24 protein-coding genes are annotated in these 25,696 nt (G+C 36.5%); 6 read left to right on the plus strand and 18 right to left on the minus strand.

Going from position 1 to position 25,696, the window contains the following annotated elements; genetic code table 11:
• Window positions 1-9: 9 nt before the first annotated feature.
• Both MHH37_RS10115 and MHH37_RS10120 read right to left on the minus strand, forming a co-directional pair.
• On the minus strand, window positions 10-414 hold the full coding sequence (locus tag MHH37_RS10115) for a hypothetical protein (RefSeq protein WP_342576173.1): 405 nt from the start codon (window positions 412-414) through the stop codon (window positions 10-12).
• Between the two features lie 39 nt (window positions 415-453).
• Complete coding sequence (locus tag MHH37_RS10120; RefSeq protein ID WP_342576174.1) at window positions 454-1,323, minus strand: tyrosine-type recombinase/integrase; 870 nt, start codon at window positions 1,321-1,323, stop codon at window positions 454-456.
• Between the two features lie 173 nt (window positions 1,324-1,496).
• On the opposite strand from MHH37_RS10120, the gene MHH37_RS10125 reads away from it, so the two are divergent.
• Window positions 1,497-2,300, plus strand: a complete 804-nt coding sequence (locus MHH37_RS10125) for an enoyl-CoA hydratase/isomerase family protein (protein WP_014823843.1) — start codon at window positions 1,497-1,499, stop codon at window positions 2,298-2,300.
• A 147-nt stretch (window positions 2,301-2,447) separates the two neighbouring features.
• On the opposite strand, the gene MHH37_RS10130 is transcribed toward MHH37_RS10125, so the two are convergent.
• Window positions 2,448-3,755 (minus strand): Spo0B domain-containing protein, encoded by a 1,308-nt coding sequence (locus MHH37_RS10130; RefSeq protein ID WP_008407231.1) that lies wholly within the window; start codon window positions 3,753-3,755, stop codon window positions 2,448-2,450.
• A gap of 751 nt (window positions 3,756-4,506) precedes the next feature.
• On the opposite strand from MHH37_RS10130, the gene MHH37_RS10135 reads away from it, so the two are divergent.
• On the plus strand, window positions 4,507-4,740 hold the full coding sequence (locus MHH37_RS10135) for an RDD family protein (protein ID WP_342576177.1): 234 nt from the start codon (window positions 4,507-4,509) through the stop codon (window positions 4,738-4,740).
• Between the two features lie 346 nt (window positions 4,741-5,086).
• Here MHH37_RS10135 and MHH37_RS10140 read toward each other — a convergent pair whose 3' ends face one another.
• From MHH37_RS10140 to MHH37_RS10165, 6 genes are all read right to left on the minus strand, one after another.
• Window positions 5,087-5,788, minus strand: a complete 702-nt coding sequence (locus tag MHH37_RS10140) for a FadR/GntR family transcriptional regulator (protein WP_342576179.1) — start codon at window positions 5,786-5,788, stop codon at window positions 5,087-5,089.
• Window positions 5,789-5,804: 16 nt separating this feature from the next.
• The gene (locus MHH37_RS10145; protein WP_342576180.1) at window positions 5,805-7,073 is read right to left on the minus strand and encodes a TRAP transporter large permease; all 1,269 of its coding nucleotides are present in this window, start codon (window positions 7,071-7,073) and stop codon (window positions 5,805-5,807) included.
• Complete coding sequence (locus MHH37_RS10150) at window positions 7,073-7,540, minus strand: TRAP transporter small permease (RefSeq protein ID WP_087616624.1); 468 nt, start codon at window positions 7,538-7,540, stop codon at window positions 7,073-7,075. The genes MHH37_RS10145 and MHH37_RS10150 overlap by 1 nt, the downstream gene beginning before the upstream one ends.
• Before the next feature lie 15 nt (window positions 7,541-7,555).
• Entirely contained in the window at window positions 7,556-8,536 is a 981-nt protein-coding gene (locus MHH37_RS10155) for a TRAP transporter substrate-binding protein (protein ID WP_342576181.1), read from the minus strand.
• An 11-nt stretch (window positions 8,537-8,547) separates the two neighbouring features.
• A complete protein-coding gene (locus MHH37_RS10160; RefSeq protein ID WP_342576182.1) occupies window positions 8,548-9,912 on the minus strand; it encodes an FAD-linked oxidase C-terminal domain-containing protein in 1,365 nt (454 codons plus the stop codon).
• A 168-nt stretch (window positions 9,913-10,080) separates the two neighbouring features.
• Window positions 10,081-10,881 (minus strand): ATP-binding protein, encoded by an 801-nt coding sequence (locus MHH37_RS10165; protein ID WP_342576183.1) that lies wholly within the window; start codon window positions 10,879-10,881, stop codon window positions 10,081-10,083.
• Between the two features lie 204 nt (window positions 10,882-11,085).
• Here MHH37_RS10165 and MHH37_RS10170 point away from each other — a divergent pair, with 204 nt between their 5' ends.
• Window positions 11,086-12,225, plus strand: coding sequence for an aminotransferase class I/II-fold pyridoxal phosphate-dependent enzyme (locus tag MHH37_RS10170; protein ID WP_173364553.1), 1,140 nt, complete (start codon window positions 11,086-11,088; stop codon window positions 12,223-12,225).
• A gap of 46 nt (window positions 12,226-12,271) precedes the next feature.
• On the opposite strand, the gene MHH37_RS10175 is transcribed toward MHH37_RS10170, so the two are convergent.
• The 3 genes from MHH37_RS10175 to MHH37_RS10185 all read right to left on the minus strand — a co-directional run bounded on the left by MHH37_RS10175 (window position 12,272) and on the right by MHH37_RS10185 (window position 15,014).
• Entirely contained in the window at window positions 12,272-12,664 is a 393-nt protein-coding gene (locus MHH37_RS10175) for a cysteine synthase (RefSeq protein WP_008407240.1), read from the minus strand.
• 106 nt (window positions 12,665-12,770) lie between these two features.
• Window positions 12,771-13,982 carry an AI-2E family transporter gene (locus tag MHH37_RS10180; protein WP_342576185.1) on the minus strand — a complete coding sequence of 404 codons (1,212 nt, stop codon included), beginning with the start codon at window positions 13,980-13,982 and terminating at the stop codon, window positions 12,771-12,773.
• 93 nt (window positions 13,983-14,075) lie between these two features.
• A complete protein-coding gene (locus tag MHH37_RS10185; protein ID WP_008407242.1) occupies window positions 14,076-15,014 on the minus strand; it encodes an LCP family protein in 939 nt (312 codons plus the stop codon).
• A 288-nt stretch (window positions 15,015-15,302) separates the two neighbouring features.
• Between MHH37_RS10185 and msrA the strand changes: the two genes are divergently transcribed.
• Complete coding sequence (gene msrA, locus MHH37_RS10190; protein ID WP_342576187.1) at window positions 15,303-15,824, plus strand: peptide-methionine (S)-S-oxide reductase MsrA; 522 nt, start codon at window positions 15,303-15,305, stop codon at window positions 15,822-15,824.
• Window positions 15,825-15,892: 68 nt separating this feature from the next.
• Here msrA and MHH37_RS10195 read toward each other — a convergent pair whose 3' ends face one another.
• The 3 genes from MHH37_RS10195 to MHH37_RS10205 all read right to left on the minus strand — a co-directional run bounded on the left by MHH37_RS10195 (window position 15,893) and on the right by MHH37_RS10205 (window position 20,211).
• On the minus strand, window positions 15,893-17,140 hold the full coding sequence (locus MHH37_RS10195; protein ID WP_342576189.1) for a helix-turn-helix transcriptional regulator: 1,248 nt from the start codon (window positions 17,138-17,140) through the stop codon (window positions 15,893-15,895).
• 283 nt (window positions 17,141-17,423) lie between these two features.
• The gene (gene recQ / locus MHH37_RS10200) at window positions 17,424-19,187 is read right to left on the minus strand and encodes a DNA helicase RecQ (RefSeq protein ID WP_342576190.1); all 1,764 of its coding nucleotides are present in this window, start codon (window positions 19,185-19,187) and stop codon (window positions 17,424-17,426) included.
• 880 nt (window positions 19,188-20,067) lie between these two features.
• The gene (locus MHH37_RS10205; protein ID WP_156732600.1) at window positions 20,068-20,211 is read right to left on the minus strand and encodes a hypothetical protein; all 144 of its coding nucleotides are present in this window, start codon (window positions 20,209-20,211) and stop codon (window positions 20,068-20,070) included.
• A gap of 308 nt (window positions 20,212-20,519) precedes the next feature.
• Here MHH37_RS10205 and MHH37_RS10210 point away from each other — a divergent pair, with 308 nt between their 5' ends.
• The gene (locus tag MHH37_RS10210; RefSeq protein ID WP_342576191.1) at window positions 20,520-22,124 is read left to right on the plus strand and encodes an ABC-F family ATP-binding cassette domain-containing protein; all 1,605 of its coding nucleotides are present in this window, start codon (window positions 20,520-20,522) and stop codon (window positions 22,122-22,124) included.
• A 46-nt stretch (window positions 22,125-22,170) separates the two neighbouring features.
• On the opposite strand, the gene MHH37_RS10215 is transcribed toward MHH37_RS10210, so the two are convergent.
• The 3 genes from MHH37_RS10215 to MHH37_RS10225 form a co-directional block, all read right to left on the minus strand.
• Window positions 22,171-23,853, minus strand: coding sequence for a hypothetical protein (locus MHH37_RS10215; RefSeq protein ID WP_342572750.1), 1,683 nt, complete (start codon window positions 23,851-23,853; stop codon window positions 22,171-22,173).
• 191 nt (window positions 23,854-24,044) lie between these two features.
• Window positions 24,045-24,245 (minus strand): cold-shock protein, encoded by a 201-nt coding sequence (locus MHH37_RS10220; RefSeq protein WP_008407248.1) that lies wholly within the window; start codon window positions 24,243-24,245, stop codon window positions 24,045-24,047.
• Window positions 24,246-24,459: 214 nt separating this feature from the next.
• The gene (locus tag MHH37_RS10225; protein ID WP_008407249.1) at window positions 24,460-24,750 is read right to left on the minus strand and encodes a DUF1033 family protein; all 291 of its coding nucleotides are present in this window, start codon (window positions 24,748-24,750) and stop codon (window positions 24,460-24,462) included.
• A 296-nt stretch (window positions 24,751-25,046) separates the two neighbouring features.
• Here MHH37_RS10225 and MHH37_RS10230 point away from each other — a divergent pair, with 296 nt between their 5' ends.
• Window positions 25,047-25,694: a 5-bromo-4-chloroindolyl phosphate hydrolysis family protein gene (locus MHH37_RS10230; protein WP_008407250.1), complete on the plus strand. Its 648-nt coding sequence runs from the start codon at window positions 25,047-25,049 to the stop codon at window positions 25,692-25,694.
• The last annotated feature ends 2 nt before the right edge of the window (window positions 25,695-25,696 follow it).

Here is a 25,696-nt window from a genome sequence, read left to right on the forward strand (position 1 = left end):
TTATTATCCTTAGACATATAGTGTAATCTGTTCCCCGCTCCGCTCTACTTTCCAGTTTGAAGAAAGCATTCCCCGAATTTGTTGCTCGGTAATCGAATCGACTTGTAAAAAATGCAGACCGTTCCCCTCCGCTAGCAGTTCATATTGGTCATCAGAAATTTGAAAACGCATGCGCAGCAAGTTTTTCAATCCGTTCATCGTTACAAATTTCACCTCATAGTTCCCAGTAAAAGCCTGTTCCATTTCTTGAGCATTTTCTTTTAATAAAATTCTTAAACTATCTGTATCGATATCATAGGAATTTGTTAATAAATGAAGTTCATCATTTTCTATAAAGTGTTTAATTTGTTCAAATGTATAAGGATGGTTTTTCAGTAATTCGATCGTATAGGCTTCCATCATCGATATCGCCATTATTTCTCCCTCTCAATCTTTCATCAATTATATTATTTACTAGCTATTTTTCGGGAAGCGTTGTTCTCGCTCAAGCAAGACACCTTTTCTTGCATAGCCGAATTGCTCGTACAAAACTTTCGGATCCTCATTTTTCGTTAGCAATTTTTGAATGGCGTGGTAGCGCATATTTGTGGCGGTCACTTTAAATTGGAGTTGCTCGGACATCGCCTTAAAAATCCGTTCAATTGTTTTGACGGAGACCGGTTCCCCCATTTTATTGCCGACACCGAGCCAAACATATGGTGAATTTTCGGTTAGCGGCATGAATTCCAAAGTATGGTGTTTATAGTCCTCGAGCAATTCCAGCAGTTTTTTCGAACACTGTAAAACACGGTAACTTTTCGATGCCAGAACAATAATTTCATTTTTTTCGGTGTTAATATGCTTCCATTCCATGCGCACAAGTTCGGCTGGCTTAATACCAAGCTCAGCAACTGTAAAAACGATGACCGTATTGCGTAATGCGAGCCATTCATGTTCCTCATTCAAGGCAATCTCATATTGCTTCGGCCAATAGGCTAAGGCTCGAGTGAACTGCTTTTCCTTCAACACATTCAGTTCCGTTCCCTGTTTTGTCAATGGGGCGATGATTTCTTCATTATATACAGAAATCACACCGCGCAGCTGCAGAAAAGTAAGGAAATGGCGAATCGATGCGAATTTGCGGTTGACCGAATTGAACGAAGGATATTTTTCCTGAATTGTTTTTGAATATAGTTGCAATGCTTCATTGATTTTATTTTCATGCTGAATAATTTCCGCGAATTGCTTTGCATCCAATGTATATTGTTTCGTTGTATGAAAAGATTTATTTAAAGACTTTAAATAAGCAGTAAACGCTTTAACATACGGTTGGATTTTTTCCATATTTTACGCCCCTTTCTTTGTATTGTATCATGCACAGAGGTAAGAGTTATATGGATTTCATACGGGAAATTGCTGAAAATTCGTTAAATTTACTTGAACCGCCCAGATTGCATGTTATTGTATATTTTTTCGTCTATAATGACTAGGTATATATAGTTAAGGGGGACCATTTAATGCAAGTACGTACGACAAGACTTGAAGCGGAAGAAGCGAAAATCATTTATCAGGAAACTGCGGGGCTCGCCATTATTACCATTCATCGCCCGCAACTTAAAAATGCATTAACGGCGAATATGTGGGATCAGCTTGCAAAAATTGCATTGCGCACATTGGAAAATCCAAAAAACAAAGTGCTGCTGTTGCGCGGCTCCGGCGAGAACTTTACAGCAGGCTCGGATATTAAAGAATTTAATTCGATTTCGTTGGAGAAAGCAGAAGAAGCTTTTGTGCATATGGAAAGAACCATTTCCACGATAGAAAATTTACCGATCCCAGTAATCGGTGTTATTAACGGTCCGGCAATGGGTGCAGGACTGGAACTTGCCCTCGCATGTGATATTCGTATCGGTTCGGACAAAGCGAAAATGGGGATTCCGGTCGGTAAGCTCGGCATAACATTGAATAATAAATTTGCAAAGCGACTAGTCGATCTGGTCGGACCATCCGCAACGAAAGACTTTGTATTTACAGGACGCATGTATAAAGCAGAAGAAGCGTTTAAAGCCGGAATGCTTAATTATTTAGTTGCTGAAAAAGATTTGAACCGTTTTGCAATCCGTATGGGCAAGCTTGTTGCCGGCATGTCTCCGGATTCGTTAGTAGCAGTAAAACGCTCCGTAAAAGAATGCGTCGATTCTGCCCCTGTATTATGGGAAGGTTCAACACCATTTGTGTCCGAAACAGACTTTTCAGAAGGTGTCCGGGCATTTGTAGAAAAACGTCAGCCGGTTTTCACAAGACAGCTTCCAAAACAATAAAAAACTGCCTCCATTTTGTGGAGGCAGTTTGAAGCTTTTTAATAAAGTTTGGTTAAAAGTAAGTTATAATCGCTTATTTTATACAGAAACCAACTGTTTTGAAACAAAGTTAGATTAATACGAATTTGTACCATAACCTTTTACTATTTACTTACTAGGGATTTTCACAATCGCTATTGTCTCTTTTTCGTTTATTGTATCAAGTGTAATCGTTCCATTGTATTTATTAATTGTTTCTTTAACAATAAACAAACCTTGTCCTCTAACTCTTCCTTTCTCTACCTTTTTCGTTGAGTAGCCTTGTTTAAAAATTTGATTTATGTCAGGTAGCTTTCGCCCAGCGTTCGTAATCGAGAACGTATAATATAACTCGTCTGCTTTACAGCTAACTGTAATTTTACGTAGTTCCTCTGGCAACTCCATTGTTGCTTCTATCGCATTATCAATTATGTTCGATAATATATTGATTAAATCAATCGTTTTTATGTTATCAAATGGATTATCATCAACGGTTATCTGTATATCAATTTGTTGATTTTGACATGTTAATTTTTTTGTTTGCAGTAATATCGCTAATCCTGGGTGATCAAGATTCAATTTAATGGATTCAATTGTCTGTATGTCTTTAGACAAAGAATCGACATACTTTGTCGCTTGATCTACCTCACCTATATGCAGAAATCCATGTAAAACTTGGATATGATTAATATAATCGTGCCTTAATGATGAGACAGAAGCAATTAACGTTTTAATTTCCTTTTGATATGTATACTCCGTAGTTCCAACTTCTTTTTGATACCACTTTTGTAAAAGGAAGAAAGAAATAATAACAATAATAACAAAAAGTCCACTGAGTACTAATAGAAAAATATTACTATTAATAACTGTTTCTTTAATCCCGTCAAGTGTTTCCGTACTAATATCAATGCTAAGGTAGCTAATAATTTCCCCTTTTTCATTCATAATAGGAGTCCCAACCGTTATATAATGATGATCATATTTCGTATCTTCTAGGATCTCTGTTACAAATTGCTTTCCTTCCTCATACGCAAATTTCACTTGTGCTTCCGGTACTGTACAAACTTCACCTATTAGAAAATCATTTGGATTATCCTTGTTTTCAGGATAACCTACAATTAAAATCTTCGATGTTGTAGGATTGTCTATTTCCATAGTATAGACGTATAATACACCTAGTTTTTCTCGGGCATCATTCAAATAATGTCGTATTGTCCAATAATCTTCATCACGATTCCGTTCTTTTAAAAATCGCTCATACGTTTCCAGATCAATCGCCTTTGCAATGGATTTGGCAGCTTCAAGATTTTGGTTAGCAATCGCCTCTTCCACTGTATCTTCAATCTTTATATAGGAAGTATACATACTTATTCCAATAAAGAATATGACTAATACGATAGATAACACTATTATTAGCTTTAATTTAAAACGTTTCATATCAAAACAATACTCCCTTACTATTAAATACATATTTTGCAGCAAATTAAACAATTAAATTATTTTCCTGAAAATGAAAAAGCCCATCCCAACGACTGATGAAATAAGGGCTATTTCAATTAGTAATCTGTTATAGAATCTATAATTATTAATATTAATTGGATATAAGGAACAAAAAACAGTATAAATGTTCCAAATCCTTTTGTCCAAAAAACTTTTATATTATCAAAGAATGTAATTATATATTTATCCGCAAAGTTAATCCAATTTTTTTAGAATACTGCTAATAATAGGTGCAATTAACATAATTAATAATACATTAATAAAAAATCTTTTCAAAACAAGTTCACATCAAACTTAGAATGATCTTTATCAAAATATAACATAAGTAATATAATTACTAAAACGTCGTTTAGTAAACTTACAGCATAAAATGGCATGACAAGGTTATATGGATCAGCAATACTCCAAAACGTCGCTTTGGGGACGATTATCTTCAATTAACGAGATAGTAGTTCAACAAGAAAATGGTTTAATTTATAGAAAATGAGGTATTAGGGAGATTAGATGAATTTTAAGAAACCAGCAGGATTTGGTATAAGATTTGTAGCAAATTTATAGATTTTTTAATTCTTTCGTCAATATTTGGAATCGTATTCTACATGATAAACGGTAATTATTCTATCGAACAGACCGAAGAATTCACTTTTCAAGCATTATATACCTTGTATTTGACCATTACTCCTATTTTGTGGGGTGGATACGTAATTGGCAAAAAATTTGTAAGGTTAAAATAAAGCGTTTTAACGATGATGAGAAACCTTCAATACTCAATATGATTATGAGAGAAGTGGTTGGTAAATATATTATTGTATTAGCTACCTTTGGAATATCAGTATTGGTCAGTGGACTTATGGTTATCTTACGAGAAGACAAGAGAGCCATTCATGATTTCATTAGCGGGACTTATGTTAATAAAGAATAAATTTTTCTTTCACTATCTGGTGCCCTAGTACAACAACGATTTATAAAATTTACAAAATAATGTTCCTAAATAAAGGTTTTGGAGCCAAAAAAGAGGTGAACGCTGTTACAACAACGTTTATCTTTTTTTAATGTAATGTAACGAAGTGTTATTCCATAATCTGGCCCTTTAATTGAAAAACTTTATTATCACATAACAGGTTTAATCCACAAGAAAAACCGAAATCCTTCTTTATAGACAGAGAGAGGAAATCCCGGTTCATCTTTTTTATACACGTTTAAACTTTTTTCAAAACGGTACGACTTTTTTATAAAACAATTCAACTTTAAAAATCCACACAGTTTTTTTATATCGTTAATTCGGATAGTTCTTGTCTGATTGTACGAATATGGTCTTCCATCAATACTTTTGCTCTGTCACTTTCTCCCCGGCTAATCGCTATAAATATCGTGCGGTGTTCTTCTAAAGTCCGGGCGAAATTTTCTTTTGAAGATAATCGATGTTTTCTTGTTACTTCGATCGTACTTCGCATATGCGATGCAAATGACGAAATTAGTTGAGCAAGCACACTGTTATTCGCTGCTGCCGCAATTGCCATATGGAAATCCAAATCAGCTTGTATACCGATTTCTTCATCATCAGTATTTTTCATCGCTTCCAATGTGCGCGCAATTTTTTCAATATCTTGTCCTGTTGCACGTAATGCAGCAAGTGCAGCACACTGAGATTCCAGGATTAGACGTAATTCGAGCATTTCATACAAAGTCGTTTGGTCTGTTTTTAGCGCGACGCTTGTCAATTGCTGTTGAATAGTCTGTTGCTCATTGGTTTTTATAAAAGTTCCATCACCAGGGCGAATTTCGACAAAATCACTTAGTTCCAGTAGTCGGAGTGCTTCGCGTATCGATGTCCGACTTACACCGTATTTTACTGCAAGCTCGCGTTCTGGTGGCAGTTTCTCCCCTGCTTCTAATATTCCGGCGGTGATTTCAGTTTGGATTTTTTGAATTATAATCTCATACACTTTTTGTTTATTTGCCGAAGTCACGTTCTTCACACCTTTACTATTTTACTAAAAATAAACTTAAGGCTGGAACAAACGAAATAATGAGTACACATACAACCATCACCATAATAAATGGAATGATGGCACGCATGACTCCTTCAAATTTCGTTCCGGCAATTTTATTTGCCACAAATAAATTTAACCCGACTGGCGGCGTAATGTACCCAATTGCCAAATTCACAATCATAATAATACCGAAGTGAACTAAGTCCAGTCCAAGTGCCGTAGCAACCGGTGCTAAAATAGGCGTCAATATTAAGATCGCTGCCGCTGTTTCCATAAAGGTACCGACAATTAGCAAAATGAGGTTGATGATGAGCAATGCAAAAATCCAGTTATCGGTAATACCGAGTAATGCTTCAGTAATTTGCATAGGTATACGCTCGCGTGTCAAATAGTAGGCAAAAATAGAGGCGCCGGCAATAATGAAAAGAATCGTTGCACTCATAATCGTTGCCGATGAGAATATATGATATAAATCTTTCAATGTAATTTCACGGTATATAAATACTCCGACAATTAATCCGTAAACAACCGCAACAAGGGCTGCTTCCGTTGCCGTAAAAATACCACTGTAAATGCCGCCTAATATAATAACAGGCATCAAAAGTGCCAAAATCGAATCTTTAAAGGCAATGAAAAATTCTTTGAAATTATATTTTTCACCACCACCATATCCTTGCATAATCGAAATAACATAAACTAGAATCATTAGCGCAACTGTAACAAAGATACCCGGAATGATACCGGCCAAAAACAGGTCACTAATCGAAACACCTGCAGTTACTCCAAATAATACGAGCGGTACACTTGGAGGGATAATAACACCAATCGTTCCCCCGGCAGCCTGTATCGCTGTGGAAAAGTTTTTATCGTATCCTTTTTTGACCATTGCAGGAATCATAATCGCCCCGACAGCTGCCGTTGTTGCAGCAGCACTTCCGGATAATGCCGCAAAAAAGGCACAAGCAGCAATGGAAACGAGCGCCAGTCCTCCGCGAACCCGACCGAGCATTACTTCTGCCAAGTGGATTAGACGACGTGAAATTCCGCCTGATTCCATTAACTTACCTGCTAAGAGGAAAAATGGTACCGCCAGTAATGGAAAAGAATCAATGGAATTAAACATACGCTGGAAAATCGCTACAATAGGCATTTCACTTTGTGTGACAAAAAACAATGTTGCGGCCATTGCAAGTGCCATCGCAATCGGAACATTAATAAAAATTAACAAGAGTAAAACAACGAAAAGAATTATATCTGCCATTACGATAATTCTCCTTTCAATTGTTTGACGGTTACATAAAACAGGTTCACAACGAGAATTATGCCGCTGATCGGAATAACAGAATAAACAATCCCCATTGGAACCTGCATTACAGCGGATGGCTGATCCATTACCCTCATCGACAGTTCATACCCTTTTACGACCATGAGCACGAAAAACACTAAACATACTGCTGCCGCTATCACAATTAAAACCTGTTTCAACAAACCTTCTGTGCGATCAACGAATAGTTCCATCCCGATATGTGCTCGTTTGGCCAATGCATACGCAGCACCTAAAAAGGTCATCCAGATCATCGAGTACCTGGACAATTCCTCGGTCCATGCAATGGAATAGTTGAAAAAGCGCAAAGTAATTTGACAAAATACAGATACTACAAGTACGACCATTAAGGCAATCAGTGCAATATGTACAACTTTATTAATCCCTTCTACTAATTTCACCATATTTTTTCTCCCATCCTACTGCTCACTTAAAATACGCTGCAATAACTGCTGATTTTCCGAACTATCATAAACTTTCATAATCTTGTCTCGGAATGCCCCTGTATCAACTTCTTCAACAACTTCCATTCCGTTTTCCTTAAGTCGCTGAAGTGCCTTTTCCTCCATATCGACAACAAGTTGACGTTCATAGGCACCGATTTTTTCGCCTTCTTCCATGACGATATCACGCAGATCCTCCGGCAGGCGATTATAGGCATGTTCACTCATCATGAATACCGCTGACGAATAGGCATGACTTGTTAACGTCATATACTTCTGATTTGCATCGTACAGTTTATAGCTGTCAATTACTAGAATAGGATTTTCCTGTCCATCCACTACTCCGGATTGGAGTGCTGTCAATGCTTCTGTCCAAGCCATCGGAGAAGGGGTTACACCTAGTTCATTAAATGCGGAGATGAAAACTTTATTTTCCTGTACACGTAATGATAATCCTTCCAGATCTTCCGGTGTCGCAACAGGTTTTATGCTATTCGTGACATGACGGAATCCATTTTCTCCCCAAGAGAGGCCTACAATTCCGATTTCACGCAATTGGGCAAATAGATCTTCGCCAATATCTCCCTCTAAAATATTGACGGCTGCATCACGGTCATTAAATAAAAACGGTAAATCGAGTACCGCAAAATCTTTAACAAAGTTCATGATAGGTCCTGATGTTGAAACGACAAGGTCGACTGAACCGAGCATGGCCCCTTCGATCAATTCACGCTCAGCACCGAGCTGACTTAATGGAAAAGTCTCGATGATTACGCGCCCGTCTGTACGTTCTTCTACTCGTTCTTTTAACTCTTGCATCGCCAATTCAAATGGATGATCAGCAGCAAGTGAATGTCCCGCATATAAAACATACTGCTCTTTTTCATCGGAAGTGGAGCATGCAGTTAACAGCATGCTCCCAAGGATCAATCCTGCGATGTATAGTATTTTTTTCATCTTTTAATCCCCTAATCAATAAAAATTTTGCCAGGATTCATAATGTTGTTCGGATCGAGTAGCCGTTTGATTTCTTTCATCCAAATGTAGGCAGCTCCGTGTTCCTGTTGCTGATACTTGGCCTTGCCGACCCCTACACCATGTTCTCCGGTGCAAGTTCCTCCAAGCGACAGTGCGTATTCAACAACATGTTCATTTAATTCTTTTGCTCTTGCAATCTCTTCCTGACTTTCCATATCGACCATCAGCAAAATATGGTAATTACCGTCACCAACATGGCCGACAATCCCCGCGTCGATTTCCATACTTTCAATTTTTTCACGGGAATTTTGAATGGCATCAGGCAACGAATTGATCGGAACAACGACATCTGTGGACATCAGTTTTTTTCCCGGTGCGGAATGGATATATGTATAGGCCAAGTTGTGGCGAAGCTCCCATAATTGATTACGCGCACGTTCATCCTGCTCAAATGCCAGCTCAATACAGCCATTGTCATTCAATAATTCAGTCGCAAAAATGACATCTGACTTCAATCCTGCTTCATTTCCATGAAACTCCAAAAATAATGTCGGTGTTTCGGGGAAATTTGTATCGGAAGCAAAATTTACTTGTTCGATACTGCGTTTGTCGACAAGTTCGATACGTGCCATTGGGATTCCCGCTTGTTTTAATGAAACAACAGCATCCACTGCCTGCTGGATTGTTTCAAATGTAGCGCGGCCCGCAATAATTTTTTCTGGTATCCCGTAAACACGTAATGTTAATTCCGTGATGACCCCAAGTGTCCCCTCCGAACCTACCATTAAACCATTCAAGTGATAGCCTGATGATGATTTTGCGGCCAATCCGCCGGTATGGATCACATCACCATTTGCCACCACCACCTCTAAATCACGGACTTGGTCTCGCATAATGCCGTATCGGACAGAAGTTGTACCGCTCGCATTTGTCGCGGCCATTCCTCCTAATGTCGCATCTGCACCTGGATCGACAGAAAAGAATAAGCCGTATTTTTTTAATTCTTTATTGAGCTGGCTGCGGGTTACACCTGGTTGGACCTTTACAAGAAAATCATCGGGGCGTACTTCTAATACAGCATTCATCATCGATAAATCAAGAGAGATTCCTCCCTTATAAGGAATTACATGACCTTCTAAGCTCGTACCAAGACCAAATGGTACAACTGGAATTCGCTGATCATTTGCCAGTATTACAATTTTGCTGACTTCTTCAGCTGTCTTCGGAAATACTACAACATCCGGTAAATGCGGTTCATGATAAGATTCATCCTTTCCGTGTTGTGTACGTAATACTTCATTCGTTGTGACCTGCTCACGTGATAAAAGTTGTTGCAATTGTTCAATGTAATTCAAACCAATTCCTCCTCACTTTTGTTATCGGACCTTTGGAGCTTTGGTCCAACCAACTCTTAATAATTAGAATATATTTATTTTTCTAAAAATACAAACTATTTATTTTTTATACTGTATTTTCCATAAAAAAAGAGCTGACGTTTAAATGTCAGCTCCTGTTTAGTCTTTTTATTTCACACCTTTAATTTGTACGTGAATCGTTTCGGGCTCAATACCAAAATGCAATGAAAATTCTTCAGCAATTTCCTTTTGAAGTTCATAGATATAGCTAGGCACAACATATGAAACAGGTGATTTTAAATAAACACCGATTGTCATTTGGGGTACGCCATCTGTATGAATCTGCGCTATTTCGAATTTTGCCAGTCTTTCCTGCCTTACAAGTACATGATCCAATACATCTGTAAATACAGTACGGGAAATATAGACACTGTTTTGATGGAAATCAGGTTGTACGATCGTCGTTTCTCCGAGCTTTACTTGTGAAGAAGAGAAAATTTCCTTTCCCCGCTGAATCAGGCGTTTAAAAAAGTTCTGTTCTACTTGGCGATATGGAACAGGCATCACATGTTTGCCCTGAATTTCCCGCACATATTTTGCAATGCGAATTTCCTTTTCTGTACGGATATTATGAACATAATGAAATTCATCGATTTCACCAAGTTGTAACCGGCTTGCTATTCTTTTTGTCATTTTGTCTGAAGTACCGATCAGTAAAATGGACTGCACTTCATGGGACATAATTGCCTGTACGATTTCAGCTTTATGTATATCATCATCCAAAATTGCCCGGCGTACTGCTTTTAATGTATTTTTCTCAAATTTGGCCGACGTTCCCGCGACTTTTTCACCGTTAATAATAAGTATGCCGTCATCAATAATGGCTTCGATTTCATTGTCATATGCAAATTGCAAAGCGCTCGTACTTTTACCTGTCCCGCTTGGCCCGCTTAAAGAATAGATTTTCATGCTGCACCTCTTAATCAATTATTATGCTGTTAATAATATTTCCTGTACCTATATTGCTATTCCACTACGGTTTCGTGCTTTATGTAGTGAATTAATTCTCTTTTCTGATTTCATCCCCATTATACGTGATGTGTATGATAAAATGGTGCTTACAATTGAAAGTTTTAAGGAGTGTTAAAATTGAATATCCAACCGTCTAAAAAAATGTCATTATTTGTGCCGGCTATATTTGGTGACTTAAAAAAACATGCTAAATTACAAGAGCAAAAAGGAACGGAACTCATTGATTTAAGCCTTGGGAGTCCTGATATCGCTCCTGCAGAGAATTTACGCCAAAAAATGTCCGAGCTTACTGCGCTCTCGTCTTCTTACGGCTATACTTTAACGGGTATTCAAACATTTAATGAAGCGGTATGTCGTTATTATAAACGAGTAAACAATGTAGAGTTGGATCCGGAAACAGAAGTTGTCCAAACAATTGGTTCTCAGGAAGGTTTAGTCCATCTTCCAGTCGCATTCTGTGATCCTGGTGATATTGTACTTACTACAAATCCTGCCTATGTTGCTTATGATGCGGGGATTCATTTGGCAGGCGCAACACCTTATTATATGCCATTAACAAAGGAAAATCAGTATTTGCCTGATTTAAAAGCCATTCCAGAAGATATTCGTCAAAAAGCAAAATTACTAATTTTAAACTTGCCGGGTAACCCCGTACCGGCCATGCCATCAATCGCGTATTTTGAAGAAGTGGTGGCCTTTGCGAAAAAGTATAATATTATTGTTTTGCACGATGCGGCTTACTCTGAATTTTACTTTAAGGGAGATGCCCCAATCAGCTTCCTTGCCACACCTGGTGCGAAAGAAGTCGGTTTGGAAATTAACTCTTTATCGAAAAGCTTCAGTCTTGCTGGGACTCGTATTGCCTACATAGTTGGAAATGCCGAATTAGTGGCGATTATGAAGCAACTGAAATCGAACTTGGACTTTGGTATTTTTGAACCGATTCAGCAAGTAGCGGCTTTAGCATTGGACAATGCTGAACAAGTTACAAGTGTACTGAGAGAAACTTTCTCTGTACGCCATAAAACACTTATGGAAGGCTTAACATCAATCGGCTGGGAAGTTGCGCCAAGTGATGGCGGGATGTTTGTATGGGCAAAATATCCGTATGATATTCCATGTATTGACTTTGCCTATAAAGCGATTGAACAAACTGGTGTCGTTATGGTACCGGGTACGGTGTTTGGCACAGCCGGTGAGGGTTATATGCGTCTCGCATTGGTACAGCCTGTCGAACAACTCCAGGAAGCGGTTAAACGACTGTCTACAATAAAATTATAAACAAAAAGGCGTTGCTGTATGTAATTATCAGCAACGCCTTTTTTAATTATTCCATAGCGCTATACGTAATAACACCTTTTTCTTCGATTTCCACACCGTCTAAAAATACAACGGTCGTTTGAAAAATCAGCTGCTCATCTTTACCGCATACCCAGCGTTCGTCTGGAATAATCTCAAATGGGATTATTTCCCCATCTTTTGATCGAATCCCTCCAACTAACTGAAACGAGTGCTTTCCGATAATGGAAAATTCACCATCCAACTCTTCACAAAGGACTAATAATGAAATGTAATCAATTTTATCCTCTTCATCTTCTGTAAGTGATGTAACATAAACGGAACCGTTTAATATGTCACCTTCTACAAGCTCTGTCTTTTCGATGACAGTTTCAACCTTCACGCCATTTTCTTCAAGTGATGTTAGCCATTTGCTTAACATGTATACTCCTCCATTTAAATATGTAATTGATAAAAGATTTTAAAAAAGGGAGCGTGTTAAAAGTTTTCGCTTTTAACACACCCCATCTTTACAATTTCCTGTTTTCTTATTTCAATTCTTCATACAGGTTCGTCTCGTCAGATTGGAAACGATTGTAACGTTGTTTAAAGAGTCGATACGTATGTGAAATGAGAACTTTGATTAAAGCATAACCAGGAATACCTAGCACGACACCTGGAACTCCAAATAAAGAACCAGCTGTTAATAATACAAAAATAATCGTAATAGGATGGATACTTAATGATTTACCCATAATTTGAGGGGAAATAAACTTCCCTTCGATTAATTGTACAATTGTCCATACAATAGCTAACTTTACTAACAGCCATGGTGAATTTACAATCGCAATAATTGCTGCAGGAGTTGCGGCAATAGCTGGTCCCAAATAGGGAACAACACTTGTGATCATTGCGAGGAAGCCAAGTAGTAAAGCATATGGCATTCCAATAATTAAAAAGCCGATTGTCATCATGACACCAATACAAAACGATACTAAAATCTGGCCTTGTATGTAAGAGCTAATCTGCTTGTCCATATCATGCAATACATCTCCAATTCGCTTACGCATACGCGGCGGAAATAGGAGTAAGATGAAGCGCGGCATTTTATCCCCTTCATATAATAAATAAAATGTAATAAACGGCACGATTACGAGCGATAAAATGATACCTGTAACTGTTGACAGGAATCCTGTAATACCAGTCGCAACTCCAGTCGCTAAACTACCTAAAGTTACCTTTACTGTTGTAATGAAACTATCAGTAAAGTCCGTTAAAATCTGATTGTAGTCAAAGTTAATCTTTTCAAAATACTCGCTGAAGTGAGAGTTGTTTAAAAATGCTAATAAATCATTTGCAAGTGCCATTAAAACAACAGGAAATTCCTGTACTAAGTTTGTAAACTGATCACGTAAAAACGGGAAAACCAGTAAGACAAGCAATGTGATCAAAGCAATAACTATAATATACAAAATTAGAATCGCTAAGGCACGCGGCACTTTCCATCTTACTAAAAGCTTCAATGGCGGGCGTAATAAGTAAAACAAGATAACCCCTAATACACCAGGCAATATGATGACTTCAAATAGTACATGTAACGGCTCGAAGATAAAGGAAATTTTATCGTAGACGAATACCGTACAACCAACCAATAAGATGATCACTAATAAGAATAATAAATTTTTACCACCTAAAAATCGAATAAATTTAGAAGAGAAAAATCTAGACGTTTCCTGGGGTAAAGAATTCACTTTATTCATTTCATTTTTTCTCTCCAAAAGACCACCTCAATATTTCAACAATATTTAATTTATTATTTATTTTATCATGAATAACGGATGTACACGTAATGCTTACTCGCTTAAATTTAAAAAATCATGTAAAATTTGCGAATTTTTCGCAACATCAATTTCCAGTACTTCCCCAGCATGTCGGTAGTTGTTAATTTTATAGGTACCTTCTGCTGGAATCGTCATTTTTTCAACATTGATTTCCCCGCTTGAAACTGCTTTTAATGCGGTTTTCAACTGGTCTTTATTTGTTAAATCCGTCGTAATATAACCTTGGGTAGCACCGATAAATTTTGGCAGATTCGCAACATTTTTTGGTGATAAGAATTCATCTTTCAATGCTTCGATTACTTTTTGCTGACGTGCTACACGTCCAAAATCACCTTCAGCATCCCCACGGAAACGGGCATAACCGAGCAGTTCTTTACCGTTTAAGTTTTGAAGACCCTTTTCAATCTCTACATAGATTAATCCACCCATCTTTTTTTCAACATCGATTTCGATACCGTTTGGAGCCAAAATATCAATCAATGTTTCAAAGCTTTTAAAATCAATCATTGCATAATGGTGGATCGGTATATCGAACATATTATTTAACGTTTCCTGAAGTAACGGTACCCCACCTAAATAATAGGCCGTATTCAGTTTATACGATTGATAACCGGGAATTTCCGCATAAATATCACGCATAAATGATACGAGCTTCATATCGTTCGTTTTATGGTTCCATGAAAGAACCATCATCGTATCGGAACGCGATTTTTCTTCACCTCGGGTATCTACACCTAAGATTAAATAATTTTCTATAGTCGGATGATTGTCATCTGGTTCAAAGCCTTCTACTTCAATTTTATTACCGCTTGCCAATTCCTTTCCCTTATTAAATTGGACATAACTATATCCAATTGCACTAATAAGCAAAAGAAATACCACTACGAAAAGTAACCGGCCTTTGCGCATTTTTTTCTTTCGATAGCGGGTTTGACGCGTCTGTTCTTCCATTCCTACAACTTCCTTTCTATTTCTGTGAAGTTTAGACGATTTACATTAAATTTAGTTGCAAATTACTTATAGTATACCATTTTATGCACATTTTCTTCCTAATTAATGAAATGTCAGCATATCTTTTTTTCAATTTTTTGCTATAGAATATTATATGCGCTTACAGGAAGTTTAATAAATTGAATGTCATTCTTATCCATGGTAGAATACAGCATATTTAACTGCTTTAAATAAGGTTAAAGTTTAAGGTTGAATATGTTTTTACTGGTTTATGAGGAGTGATACAGAATGGAAAAGGCTACATTTGCAGGTGGTTGTTTTTGGTGTATGGTGAAACCTTTTGATCAATGGGAAGGCATCGAAAAAGTAACAAGCGGTTATATGGGTGGTCATGTGGAAAAACCTACATATGAAGATGTAAAGCGTGGAGACTCTGGACATGTTGAAGTTGTCGAGATTGAATTTAATCCAGAGCTTTTCAGCTATGAAAAATTATTGGATATATATTGGATGCAAATTGATCCAACAGATGCTGGCGGTCAGTTCCATGATCGCGGTGAGTCGTACAAAACAGTTATTTTTACGCATAGCGATGATCAATATAAGGCTGCACAAAAGTCAAAGAAAGACTTGGCGGAAAGTGGACGTTTCAAAAAACCGATTGTCACTGAAATTCAACAGGCACAAACTTTTTGGCCAGCGGAAGACTACCATCAAGACTATTACAAAAAAGAAGAAGCACATTATCAGGAAGACCGGGCTAAATCAGGACGCGATGAGTTTATTGATGTTCACTGGAAGGAAAGTTAAAATTTTTGCATAAAAAGGAACGTACCACTCGAAATTTCGAACGGTACGTTCTTTTTTAAGTTAATGAATTAAATAAAAATTTCATTGAAAGCTTTATAAATAAATTTTTTGTAAATTGTCTCGGGAAAGTCTTCTACACCATTTTTAGCAAAAATGATATCACGTTTCGCGGCAACTTCATCTTTCTCATAGTAAGAAGCTAATGCCCGTACAGCAAAGAATTGATAATATTTGGCTAGATCAATGGGATGGTGTAAGTAGTCAGGAATGGTTAAAGCAGTACCGATTTGGAGTGCTTTCGAGTAGTTTTGTAATTTAAATTCCGCATACATCTCTTCACCGATGAAGATAGGATTTTTAAATAAAAATAAGTAATCCTGCAGTTTTGTTTTATAATGGTCAATTTCCGGAACGATTTGTGCGTATTTCTTTTCAACAATGTTCATATAATGCAGCTTGCTGTACAAATAACGTACAGATATCGCCGGATCGTCAGCAAACTCTGATAAAAGCATTAATTTTTCTATGTACTCTTTACATTTATTAATATCCTCATTTGCAATGGATTGAATAAACAACAAATGATAAAAGCGGTCCATACGATAAAATATTTGCTTCTTTTTTGCCATATTTAATGCCTTTTGTAAATAATGATCTGACATTCTAGTATTATCTACTGCGGAATAGGAAATCGTTAAATTATAGTATAAATCAAGGATTACCATCGGGTCCATCATCAGTTCATAAGGTTCAATCCGTTTTTCTCCTTGCTTTAATATAGCTAATGTTTCATTGTAATTACGCTGTTCAATCGCAGCCTGACATAAATAAAAATAACAGCGAAGCATTTGACTATATGCATGAATCTCTTCGTATTGATCGATAAACTTCCAATATTCATCAAGTGATTTGGCTTTGTTAATCGTACGGTTCATTAAAAAATAAACTTCTCTTAATCGAATTTGTTCATAGTTTGTACCTTGAATTTCCGATAAATAAGGTTCGATTTTTTCGATTATTTTAATCGTTAGTGATTGGAGTTCTTCAGGGTCGCGAATGAGCTTTCTACGCTCTACATCTTCTTCGATTGTGGTATACAAATTTCTGAGCATTGTGAGTGTCCCGTCATCTATCAGATAATCGACATCGACATTTAATTGATTGGCAATAAAACGAAGGCTTTCCAATGAAGGTTGTGCTTTACCATTCTCAATTAAACTTAGCATACCTTTCGTTAAACGTTCCCCTACTACCTCTGTTTGAGTTAATTTCTTCTGTTTTCTCAGCTTTTTGATGCGTTCACCTAGTATATTCAATATTTCACCTACACTTCTTAACTGAATATTCTTATTAAACTATGAATACAGAATTTTTACAATATCTTAACTTAAAGTTTAATGATTTAAACGCCAAAATAGTTAAAAAAGAATGTACTGCACTTGGCAATACATTCCTTTAGTATAGTGAGATAGCAATTTCAATGAGTAAATTGAATTTATTCGTTAAAAGTATTTTTCGGTATAAACATTATATCTTTAAAAATTTTTGGAAAAAGTTTAATTTTAAATAACATTAGCTCTGTTACTATTTAACAAACTATTATGAATTTGCAATAATCGCCTCAATAAAGGTTTTCCCGTACTTTTCCAGTTTGCTTTCCCCAACACCGCTAACCTCTAAAAATTGAGTGCTGTTTTTAGGTTTTCGTACACACATATCTTTTAATGATTTATCCGAAAAAACAACAAATGGAGGCACTTTCTCATGGTCGGCAATTTCTTTCCGTATTTTACGAAGCACTTCAAATAGTGGATCATTAGGCTCGACGGTTGATTCAATAATCAGTGCTTCCTTACGTAATACCTTTTTTTGCCCAAGTAATACTTCTTTTCCCGAATCAGAAATGGATAACGTAGGGAACTGTCCATTATTTACAACAATCAGTTTTTCTGAAATTAAAAATTCGATAAAATTGGCGATTTCTTTCGCATTCATTGCCCGTAAAATGCCATATGTCGGCAACTTTTGGAAGTTGAATTCAAGCACTTTTTTGCTGCGCGACCCTGCTAATACTGAAGCTGTTAGCTGCTTCCCGAATTTTTGCCCCATTCTAACGATACAGGATAATACTTTTTGGGCATCAGTTGTCACATCCAGTTGCGGACGGTTATCTGTACAATTTGCACATCTGCCGCAATCTTGCCCTGCCTCGTCTCCAAAATATTCGATAATATAACTTTGTAGACAACGCTCTGTATGACAGTAATCAATCATGGCATGCAGCTTTTGCAGTTCAAAAGGAATACGAGAGCGATCTTGTGCCTGATCGATTAAAAAACGCTGCGTTTGTTCGTCGGAAGAGCTGTAAAGTAATATACACTCACTGTCCAGTCCATCACGTCCTGCACGGCCTGCCTCCTGATAATAGCTTTCCATATTACGTGGCATATTATAATGAAGCACATAGCGCACATTTGTTTTGTTGATTCCCATTCCAAAAGCATTTGTTGCGACCATTATTTGAACTTCATCATTTAAAAAGCGATTTTGTTCATATGTACGATCTTCCTCGAACATCCCGCCGTGGTATTTTCCTGCTGCAAATCCTGCTTTATTCAGCATTTCATAGACCGATTCCACCGATTTTCGAGTTGCCGCATAAATAATACCCGCTTCATTTTCATTTGCCTTTACATATTTTTTTATATAGGCTTCTTTGTTTTCTCCAAGTAAAACAGAAAACGATAAATTTTCACGTGCAAAGCCGGTAATGAATGTATTTTCCTTTTCAATGGAAAGAAGCTGTTGAATGTCGGCACTCACCTCTTCAGTAGCTGTTGCAGTCAATGCAATAACGGTTGGTTTCTTATCCCATAAATGTAGCAGTTGCTGAATTGAACGGTAACTTGGACGAAAATCATGCCCCCACTGTGATATACAATGGGCTTCATCAATGGCTAATAATGGTACATTTATTTGTGCTAGTTCATTGCAAAAGCGCTCATTTTCAAGTCGTTCCGGTGCAATGTACAGCAACTTAATTTTTCCGCTTTGCACCCCATACATAACATTTTGCACTTCTTCATAACTGAGCGAACTATTTATATAAGCCGCTGAAATTCCGCTGGATACAAGCATATCAACCTGGTCTTTCATAAGAGAAATCAGTGGTGAAATAACAAGTGTCGTTCCTTCCATACATAGTGCTGGAATCTGATAGCAAAGGGATTTACCGCCGCCTGTAGGCATAATAACAAGCGTATCGTTATTATTTAATACATTATCGATAATTTGAGTTTGACCAGGACGAAAAGAGTCATAACCAAAATTTGTTTTTAAATGTTGTAATGCTAGTGAAATCATAATCCCTCCTCAATAACTTCAATTTCTTTATTATACATGCAAATAAAAATTCGTAAAAGGGCTTCGAGTTAACATAATATATTTATAGTACTTTTAATAGTGTTGATGATTATAATAAAATCATCAGTCCCCTTTTTCAATTGTTTTCGATAGATACAAAATAAAAACCTTTCTAATTAGGCAAACAAATTATTTGCATAATTTCCTTCTTCCCTTTACTTCTTATTGACTTATTGGCTATTAAAATTTTACATATATAGCGTCGGATAATATGTATAATAAAAAAGAATTGCCGAATTGCAATTCCCATTTTCCAAATATGGCGATAATGTAATTTTTACTTTTCGAGTTCGTATAGCCGTTTAAAACAAGATGATTTTCTTCCAACCCATAGAAGTGCATGTAAATTGCGCTAAACTATTTTCAACAGCAATTCCTTTGTCTTCATCTTTTATTAACCGTTAATTGAATAACTGGCATTTGATTTATTAGAAATAATTATAATGGAGGCACTGTTTCTATTCCCTGCCTATTGAAAAAGTGAACTTTCGGTACCTTTACTTCCAGTCGTTGCTCGCCTTTTAAAAATTTGCACCGATTACTTTAAAAATGCTGCTGTTCTTGTACAAATGTGAGACGTAGCGAACCTCTTTTTTTGTCCGTCCTCCCCATTTATAAAATAATAGACCCCTTCTTTTCACGCATCCTTTACTTAATAACCTTTAACGGGTTCCTATATTTTGTGAAGCGCTTGTACCACATCATCCGAAGCGGGGTTAATAATTTCCGCATGCTTATCGTTTACCATAATTGTATTATGTAAACTAAATTTATTTCCTTGAATAAAAAAAGTGACTGAACGGATTCAGACACTTTTTCATTATACTGATTTCTTTCGCTTTTGCATCCCGATGATCGAAAATGACATAAAAGCGAATAATATGACGATAATCCATTTCGTAATGTAATGAGTACCGATCATATCATACAAAATACCAATGATGAGCGGGACGATCGAACGCATCTTAAAATCGCCCGATAATACTATTGAACTCCATTCATTCACTTCAGCCTTAGTTTTTTGCTTCAACCAATGGAAGCATTAAACCAATTGGGAATTATGCCTCGTTTCTCTTTTACTATCAGGAAAGCAAAACCCATTAAAAATGTGTGACACGTAAATAATCACGTTTAGTGAGATTCATTTATTTCCGATACGCTATTATTTAATTTAGCACTAAGACATGCTATAATAGAAACATTGTGTGCAAAAGAGAATTCTCTTTTTTAAGCAATCGAAAATACAACGAAACAATTCAAGGAGGTACTTGCATGATTCAAGTATCAGGTGTAGGTCTACGTTATGGTGACCGTAAATTATTTGACGATGTTAACATTAAATTCACACCAGGGAACTGTTATGGTCTAATTGGAGCAAACGGTGCTGGTAAATCGACATTCTTAAAAATTTTATCAGGTGATATCGAGGCACAAGAAGGCCACGTATCAATGGGAAAAGATGAACGTCTTTCAGTTTTAAAGCAAAACCATTTCGAATACGATGAATTCAACGTATTGGATACGGTTGTAATGGGTAACAAACGTCTTTGGGAAGTAAAAGCTGAAAAAGACGCAATCTACATGAAACCGGAAATGACAGATGAAGATGGTATGCGTGCTGCTGAACTTGAAGGCGAATTTGCCGACATGAACGGCTGGGAAGCAGAATCTGATGCTGCCACTCTTTTAAACGGTCTAGGTATCGGTGACGATATGCACTACATGATGATGGCTGACTTAGAAGGTTCTGATAAAGTAAAAGTTTTACTAGCACAAGCGTTATTCGGTAAGCCGGACGTTTTACTACTGGATGAGCCTACGAACCACTTGGACTTAAAAGCGATTAAATGGCTGGAAGAGTTTTTAATTAACTTCGAAAACACAGTAATCGTTGTATCCCATGACCGTCACTTCTTAAATAAAGTATGTACACATATCGCAGACTTAGACTTTGGTAAAATTCAGCTTTATGTTGGGAACTACGATTTCTGGTATGAGTCAAGTCAATTAGCGCAAAAAATGATGGCAGACCAAAACAAGAAAAAAGAAGAGAAAATTAAAGAATTAAAAGAATTCGTTGCACGCTTCTCTGCAAACGCATCGAAATCTTCTCAAGCAACGTCTCGTAAAAAAATGCTTGATAAAATTGAGCTGGATGACATCCGTCCTTCAAGCCGTAAGTACCCGTTCATCAACTTCCAAGCTGGTCGTGAAATCGGGAATGACGTATTAACAGTTGATGGCTTAACAGCTTCACAAGATGGTGAAATATTATTCAAAGACATCCGCTTCTCAATGAACAAAGAAGATAAAATTATCCTTTTAGGTTCACCAAATGCAAAATCTGCATTTATGGATATTTTAATGGATCGTAAACAAGCAGATGCCGGTACGTATAAATGGGGTGTCACAACATCTCAAAGCTACTTCGAAATGGATCATGACCAATACTTCGGCGGCAATGAAAAGTCATTAGTTGAATGGTTACGCCCTTATTCTCCGGAAGATGAAACTGAATCGTTCTTACGTGGTTTCTTAGGCCGTATGCTATTCTCTGGTGAAGAAGTGAAGAAATCTCCTGCTGTACTTTCAGGTGGAGAGAAAGTTCGCTGTATGCTTTCAAAAATGATGCTTTCAAACTCGAATGTATTATTATTAGATGAGCCAACAAACCACTTGGATCTTGAATCAATTCAAGCATTGAATGAAGGCTTAATCCGCTTCAAAGGTGCGATGATCTTTACATCACATGACCACCAATTCATTCAAACAATTGCAAACCGCGTAATCGAAATCCGTGAAGACGGTTCTATTTTAGATAAACCATTAACATATGATGAGTATCTAGAGTGGAAAGATGCACAAGGCTTAAGCTAATGAACGAAAAAGAAGGAGGCAATTATTCTGCACTCCTTCTTTTTATTTATTCGATAATCGTATTTTTGTAAATATCGAGTATGTCATGCAATTGTTTTTTCTTTGTTTCATCAGCCTTTAATTGATCCAGTTTGTCTATATTTTGTGTTATCGAATAACGGGAAAGAACCGGTAAATCAAACGTTTTGACAAGCAGATCAAATACTATTTGCTGTTCATCAGACAAATAAAGTGTGGAACTATTAGTAAAAGCATATTGCCCTTTTTTATTTATACCTATTTGAGGTGCATATTCCGGTAAAGAAAATGATAAATCAGGCTGTGGCTCAAGTGGCTCCACAATTTCCTCATCATCCATCGACCACATTTTCTCAAATTTATCTTCCCATGTAAAATCTGCAGCCATTCTGTAGCGCGCTTCTATCCAGCCTTTATTGTACCGGCCATTATGATCAAGACCTAAATTTTGCTCTCTCATTAGCTGCAACAAGAGTTTATATTCCTCCATCACTAATAAGTAATCATCTAAATACGTAGATAATGGAATATCAAATGACTTCAATAAATCATCCATATACTTTTTAAAATAAGGATTTTCCATTTGCTCAATTAGCGACTTTTCAAGCTTTATTCGCGCATTTGAACGTGCTGCTTCATCTATTTCGGTTTCGAAATCCTGCTTCAAATAATTAAATAAACCATACATCGCACCTACTTCTTCATTGGCAATTCGGTAAGCATAGGATTTATTAGGAATGTTTTCTGCACGGTAATAATATTCATGCTCAACCAGCTGTAAAGTAATGTCTTGATGCTTCCGCAATTTGCTGACGTCGTATGAAGGGATTTTGCTGAACTGATAATTTACCACTTCACCAAGATCCATGTCTATACTCCGCTCCACTACTTTAAATAATTCCAGTAACTCATCCGCAACCGGCGCATTTTCATTTCCCGATGCCGCTTCTTGCTGTAACGCATTTTCATACTGTTTGAAATTATACCGCGCCAACTCCTGGAGATTATTCCTTTCTCCAACTTCGTGAATTATATGGCTCTGTTCATCTGTAATCCTCATCGTATTAAACTCTTTTGAAGCAAGAATAATTTCCCCATCCTGATTTTTAGCAAAATTAAATAAATTCCGCTCAACTGTAAAAGGCAAATCAATATTCTTACTGGAAGGCTCGATATGAATGAATTCACTTTCTGCTAAATATTCCAGGTAATCAAAGGTTATGCCCATCTTTTCTTTATAAATCTTCTCCTGATCTTCAGTTGGATAGCTAAGTTGGTCCAGTTCCATATCAACACTTAAAGAAGCATATTCGTTATTAACGAGTAAATATTCCTCTATATATTCCTGTTTACTAATTTGAAGATCTTGGAACATCTTTTCAAAATAGCTCTTTAATATTGGATCCTGCAAATCATATGTAAGCTGTTTATCTAAAGTTTCCCGCTGGAATTGACGCTTTTCATGACTTAGCGTAATATTTTGCTGCTGCATATAATCGATGAGCGCATATTTAGATATCGCATGTCTTAATGCAGAAGACACTACATCTTCATTCGAACGCATTCGATTATTCCGGTAAAAAAGTTCATACTGTTCAATATTTAAATATGTATCGCTGATCGGTATAAAATTTTCATCACTCTCTGCCAGTTGGTTCATTTTTTCGTTAGTTTGTTTACTTTGTTTTTCCCAGTAAAACAGTCCGAACAAACCTGCCGTTACTAAAACAATAATAACAGCCGATTTTATTGCTCTGTTTTTACGCGTGTTTGCATTATGTACTTGTCGTATTGGTAACTCAACCTTTCAAATTATTTTCTAAATTATATCACAATTTGGAAAAATTATGTAAAAACAAAAAAGCTGCGTACTTCTATACGCAGCTTTCGGAATTTGTACTATTATAGTTTGATTACATTCGATGCTTGTGGTCCACGGTTGCCATCAACAACTTCGAACTCAACTTTTTGTCCTTCTTCCAATGTTTTGAAACCTTCACCTTGAATTGCAGAGAAGTGCACGAATACATCGTCTTCCCCTTCTAATTCAATGAAGCCAAAACCTTTTTCTGAGTTAAACCATTTTACTGTACCTTGTTTCATCAATAAATACCTCCAAAAATAAAAGTTAACAATTAAAAAACCAAATAAAAAAACACATATTACAAGAGTACCGATCAACTAACTCGATTACTGTTTGTAATATGTGAAGCCATTGTATTCGGTCATCTTTCAATTGTTAAATATAGTATATATATCATAATAATGACTGTCAATTACCATTTGGCAAATTAAGCAAATTTTCAATTTAATGAAGTTATCGTGTAATCGCTTCTGGCGTTAGTACAATAATGCCATGATATATTTGGGCATCATCATCACAGGCTTCACAAAATTCACATTCATCCTCTGACCAAAATGCATAAAATCGTTCATTTTTATGTGCTTCAAACTCATATTTGTTACGAAACTGAGCAAGCAAATGATTCAATGCCATTTGGAATTGCTGCTCTGTATCAAATTGTTTCGTTGATACAATATACTCTTCCCAACCGTCAAATTGCCACCAAGGCTCATAATCTGCCTTCATATAAATAATTTTATACATATACATTATCCTTTCTTTCTCTATATTTTATACACAATTACCCGCATTGTCTAATAATGCTCATTATAATTAGGGGGAGATTGGAAATGATAATATTTGTTCCGCTTTTCAAATCTTTTTACTTTTTAATAGAGCCAAAACTTGTTACGATTAATAAAAAGCCGCCATAATAAGTTCAGGTAATATATGTGGCTTAAAATAATAATTCCGCTAATATTTCTGCGATATTGTAAGAAACAGTGAAACTTTTTTACGTTTCATACGTATCAATAGTATCGAGTAAAGGAGGTATGACAATGCTTGGTCCTATAAATTTTCTAACACGCCATCTAATTAATGTATTGGTTTTTTCGACAGCTGCCACACTAACGTTTGTTAATTTTACCGGCATAACAACGATGCTGGCATTACCTCTTGGAGCAGCAGCATATTTCATCAGTAATAAAATAACATACGCTATTCAGAAAACAACACAAAGTAAAAAAATTGGGCTTTCTAAATCGGAATACAATTTAATCGAAGCACAATTAAAACAGGCCCGTTCACATATTCAGGCATTAAATCAGCAATATGTCAGAGTGCGTTCGGTACGTGCTTTTAAGCAAATAAATGAAATGTCCAAACTAGCAAAACGTATTATCAATATTGTGCAAACAAACCCTCAAAAGTTTTATGCAGTGGAAGATTTCTTCTATGCACATCTACCTTCAGCCGTACAGCTGTCTGATAAATACACGTTACTGACAAAGGAACAAGTACCTGGTACGGATGTACATTTAGCGTTGGAAGATACACGCAGAACGCTGAAAGATCTCCAAATTACAATGGAATCGGATTTAAAAAGTGCTTTATCTTCGGATATCGAAAACTTAAAAATTGAACTCGACTTTGCTAAATTGTCGAATGAAAAGCGTAAAGATCGATTAAAAATCGGCGGTGAGTAACA

The organism is Solibacillus sp. FSL K6-1781 (genome assembly GCF_038630735.1).
Taxonomy (GTDB): Bacteria; Bacillota; Bacilli; order Bacillales_A; family Planococcaceae; genus Solibacillus; species Solibacillus silvestris.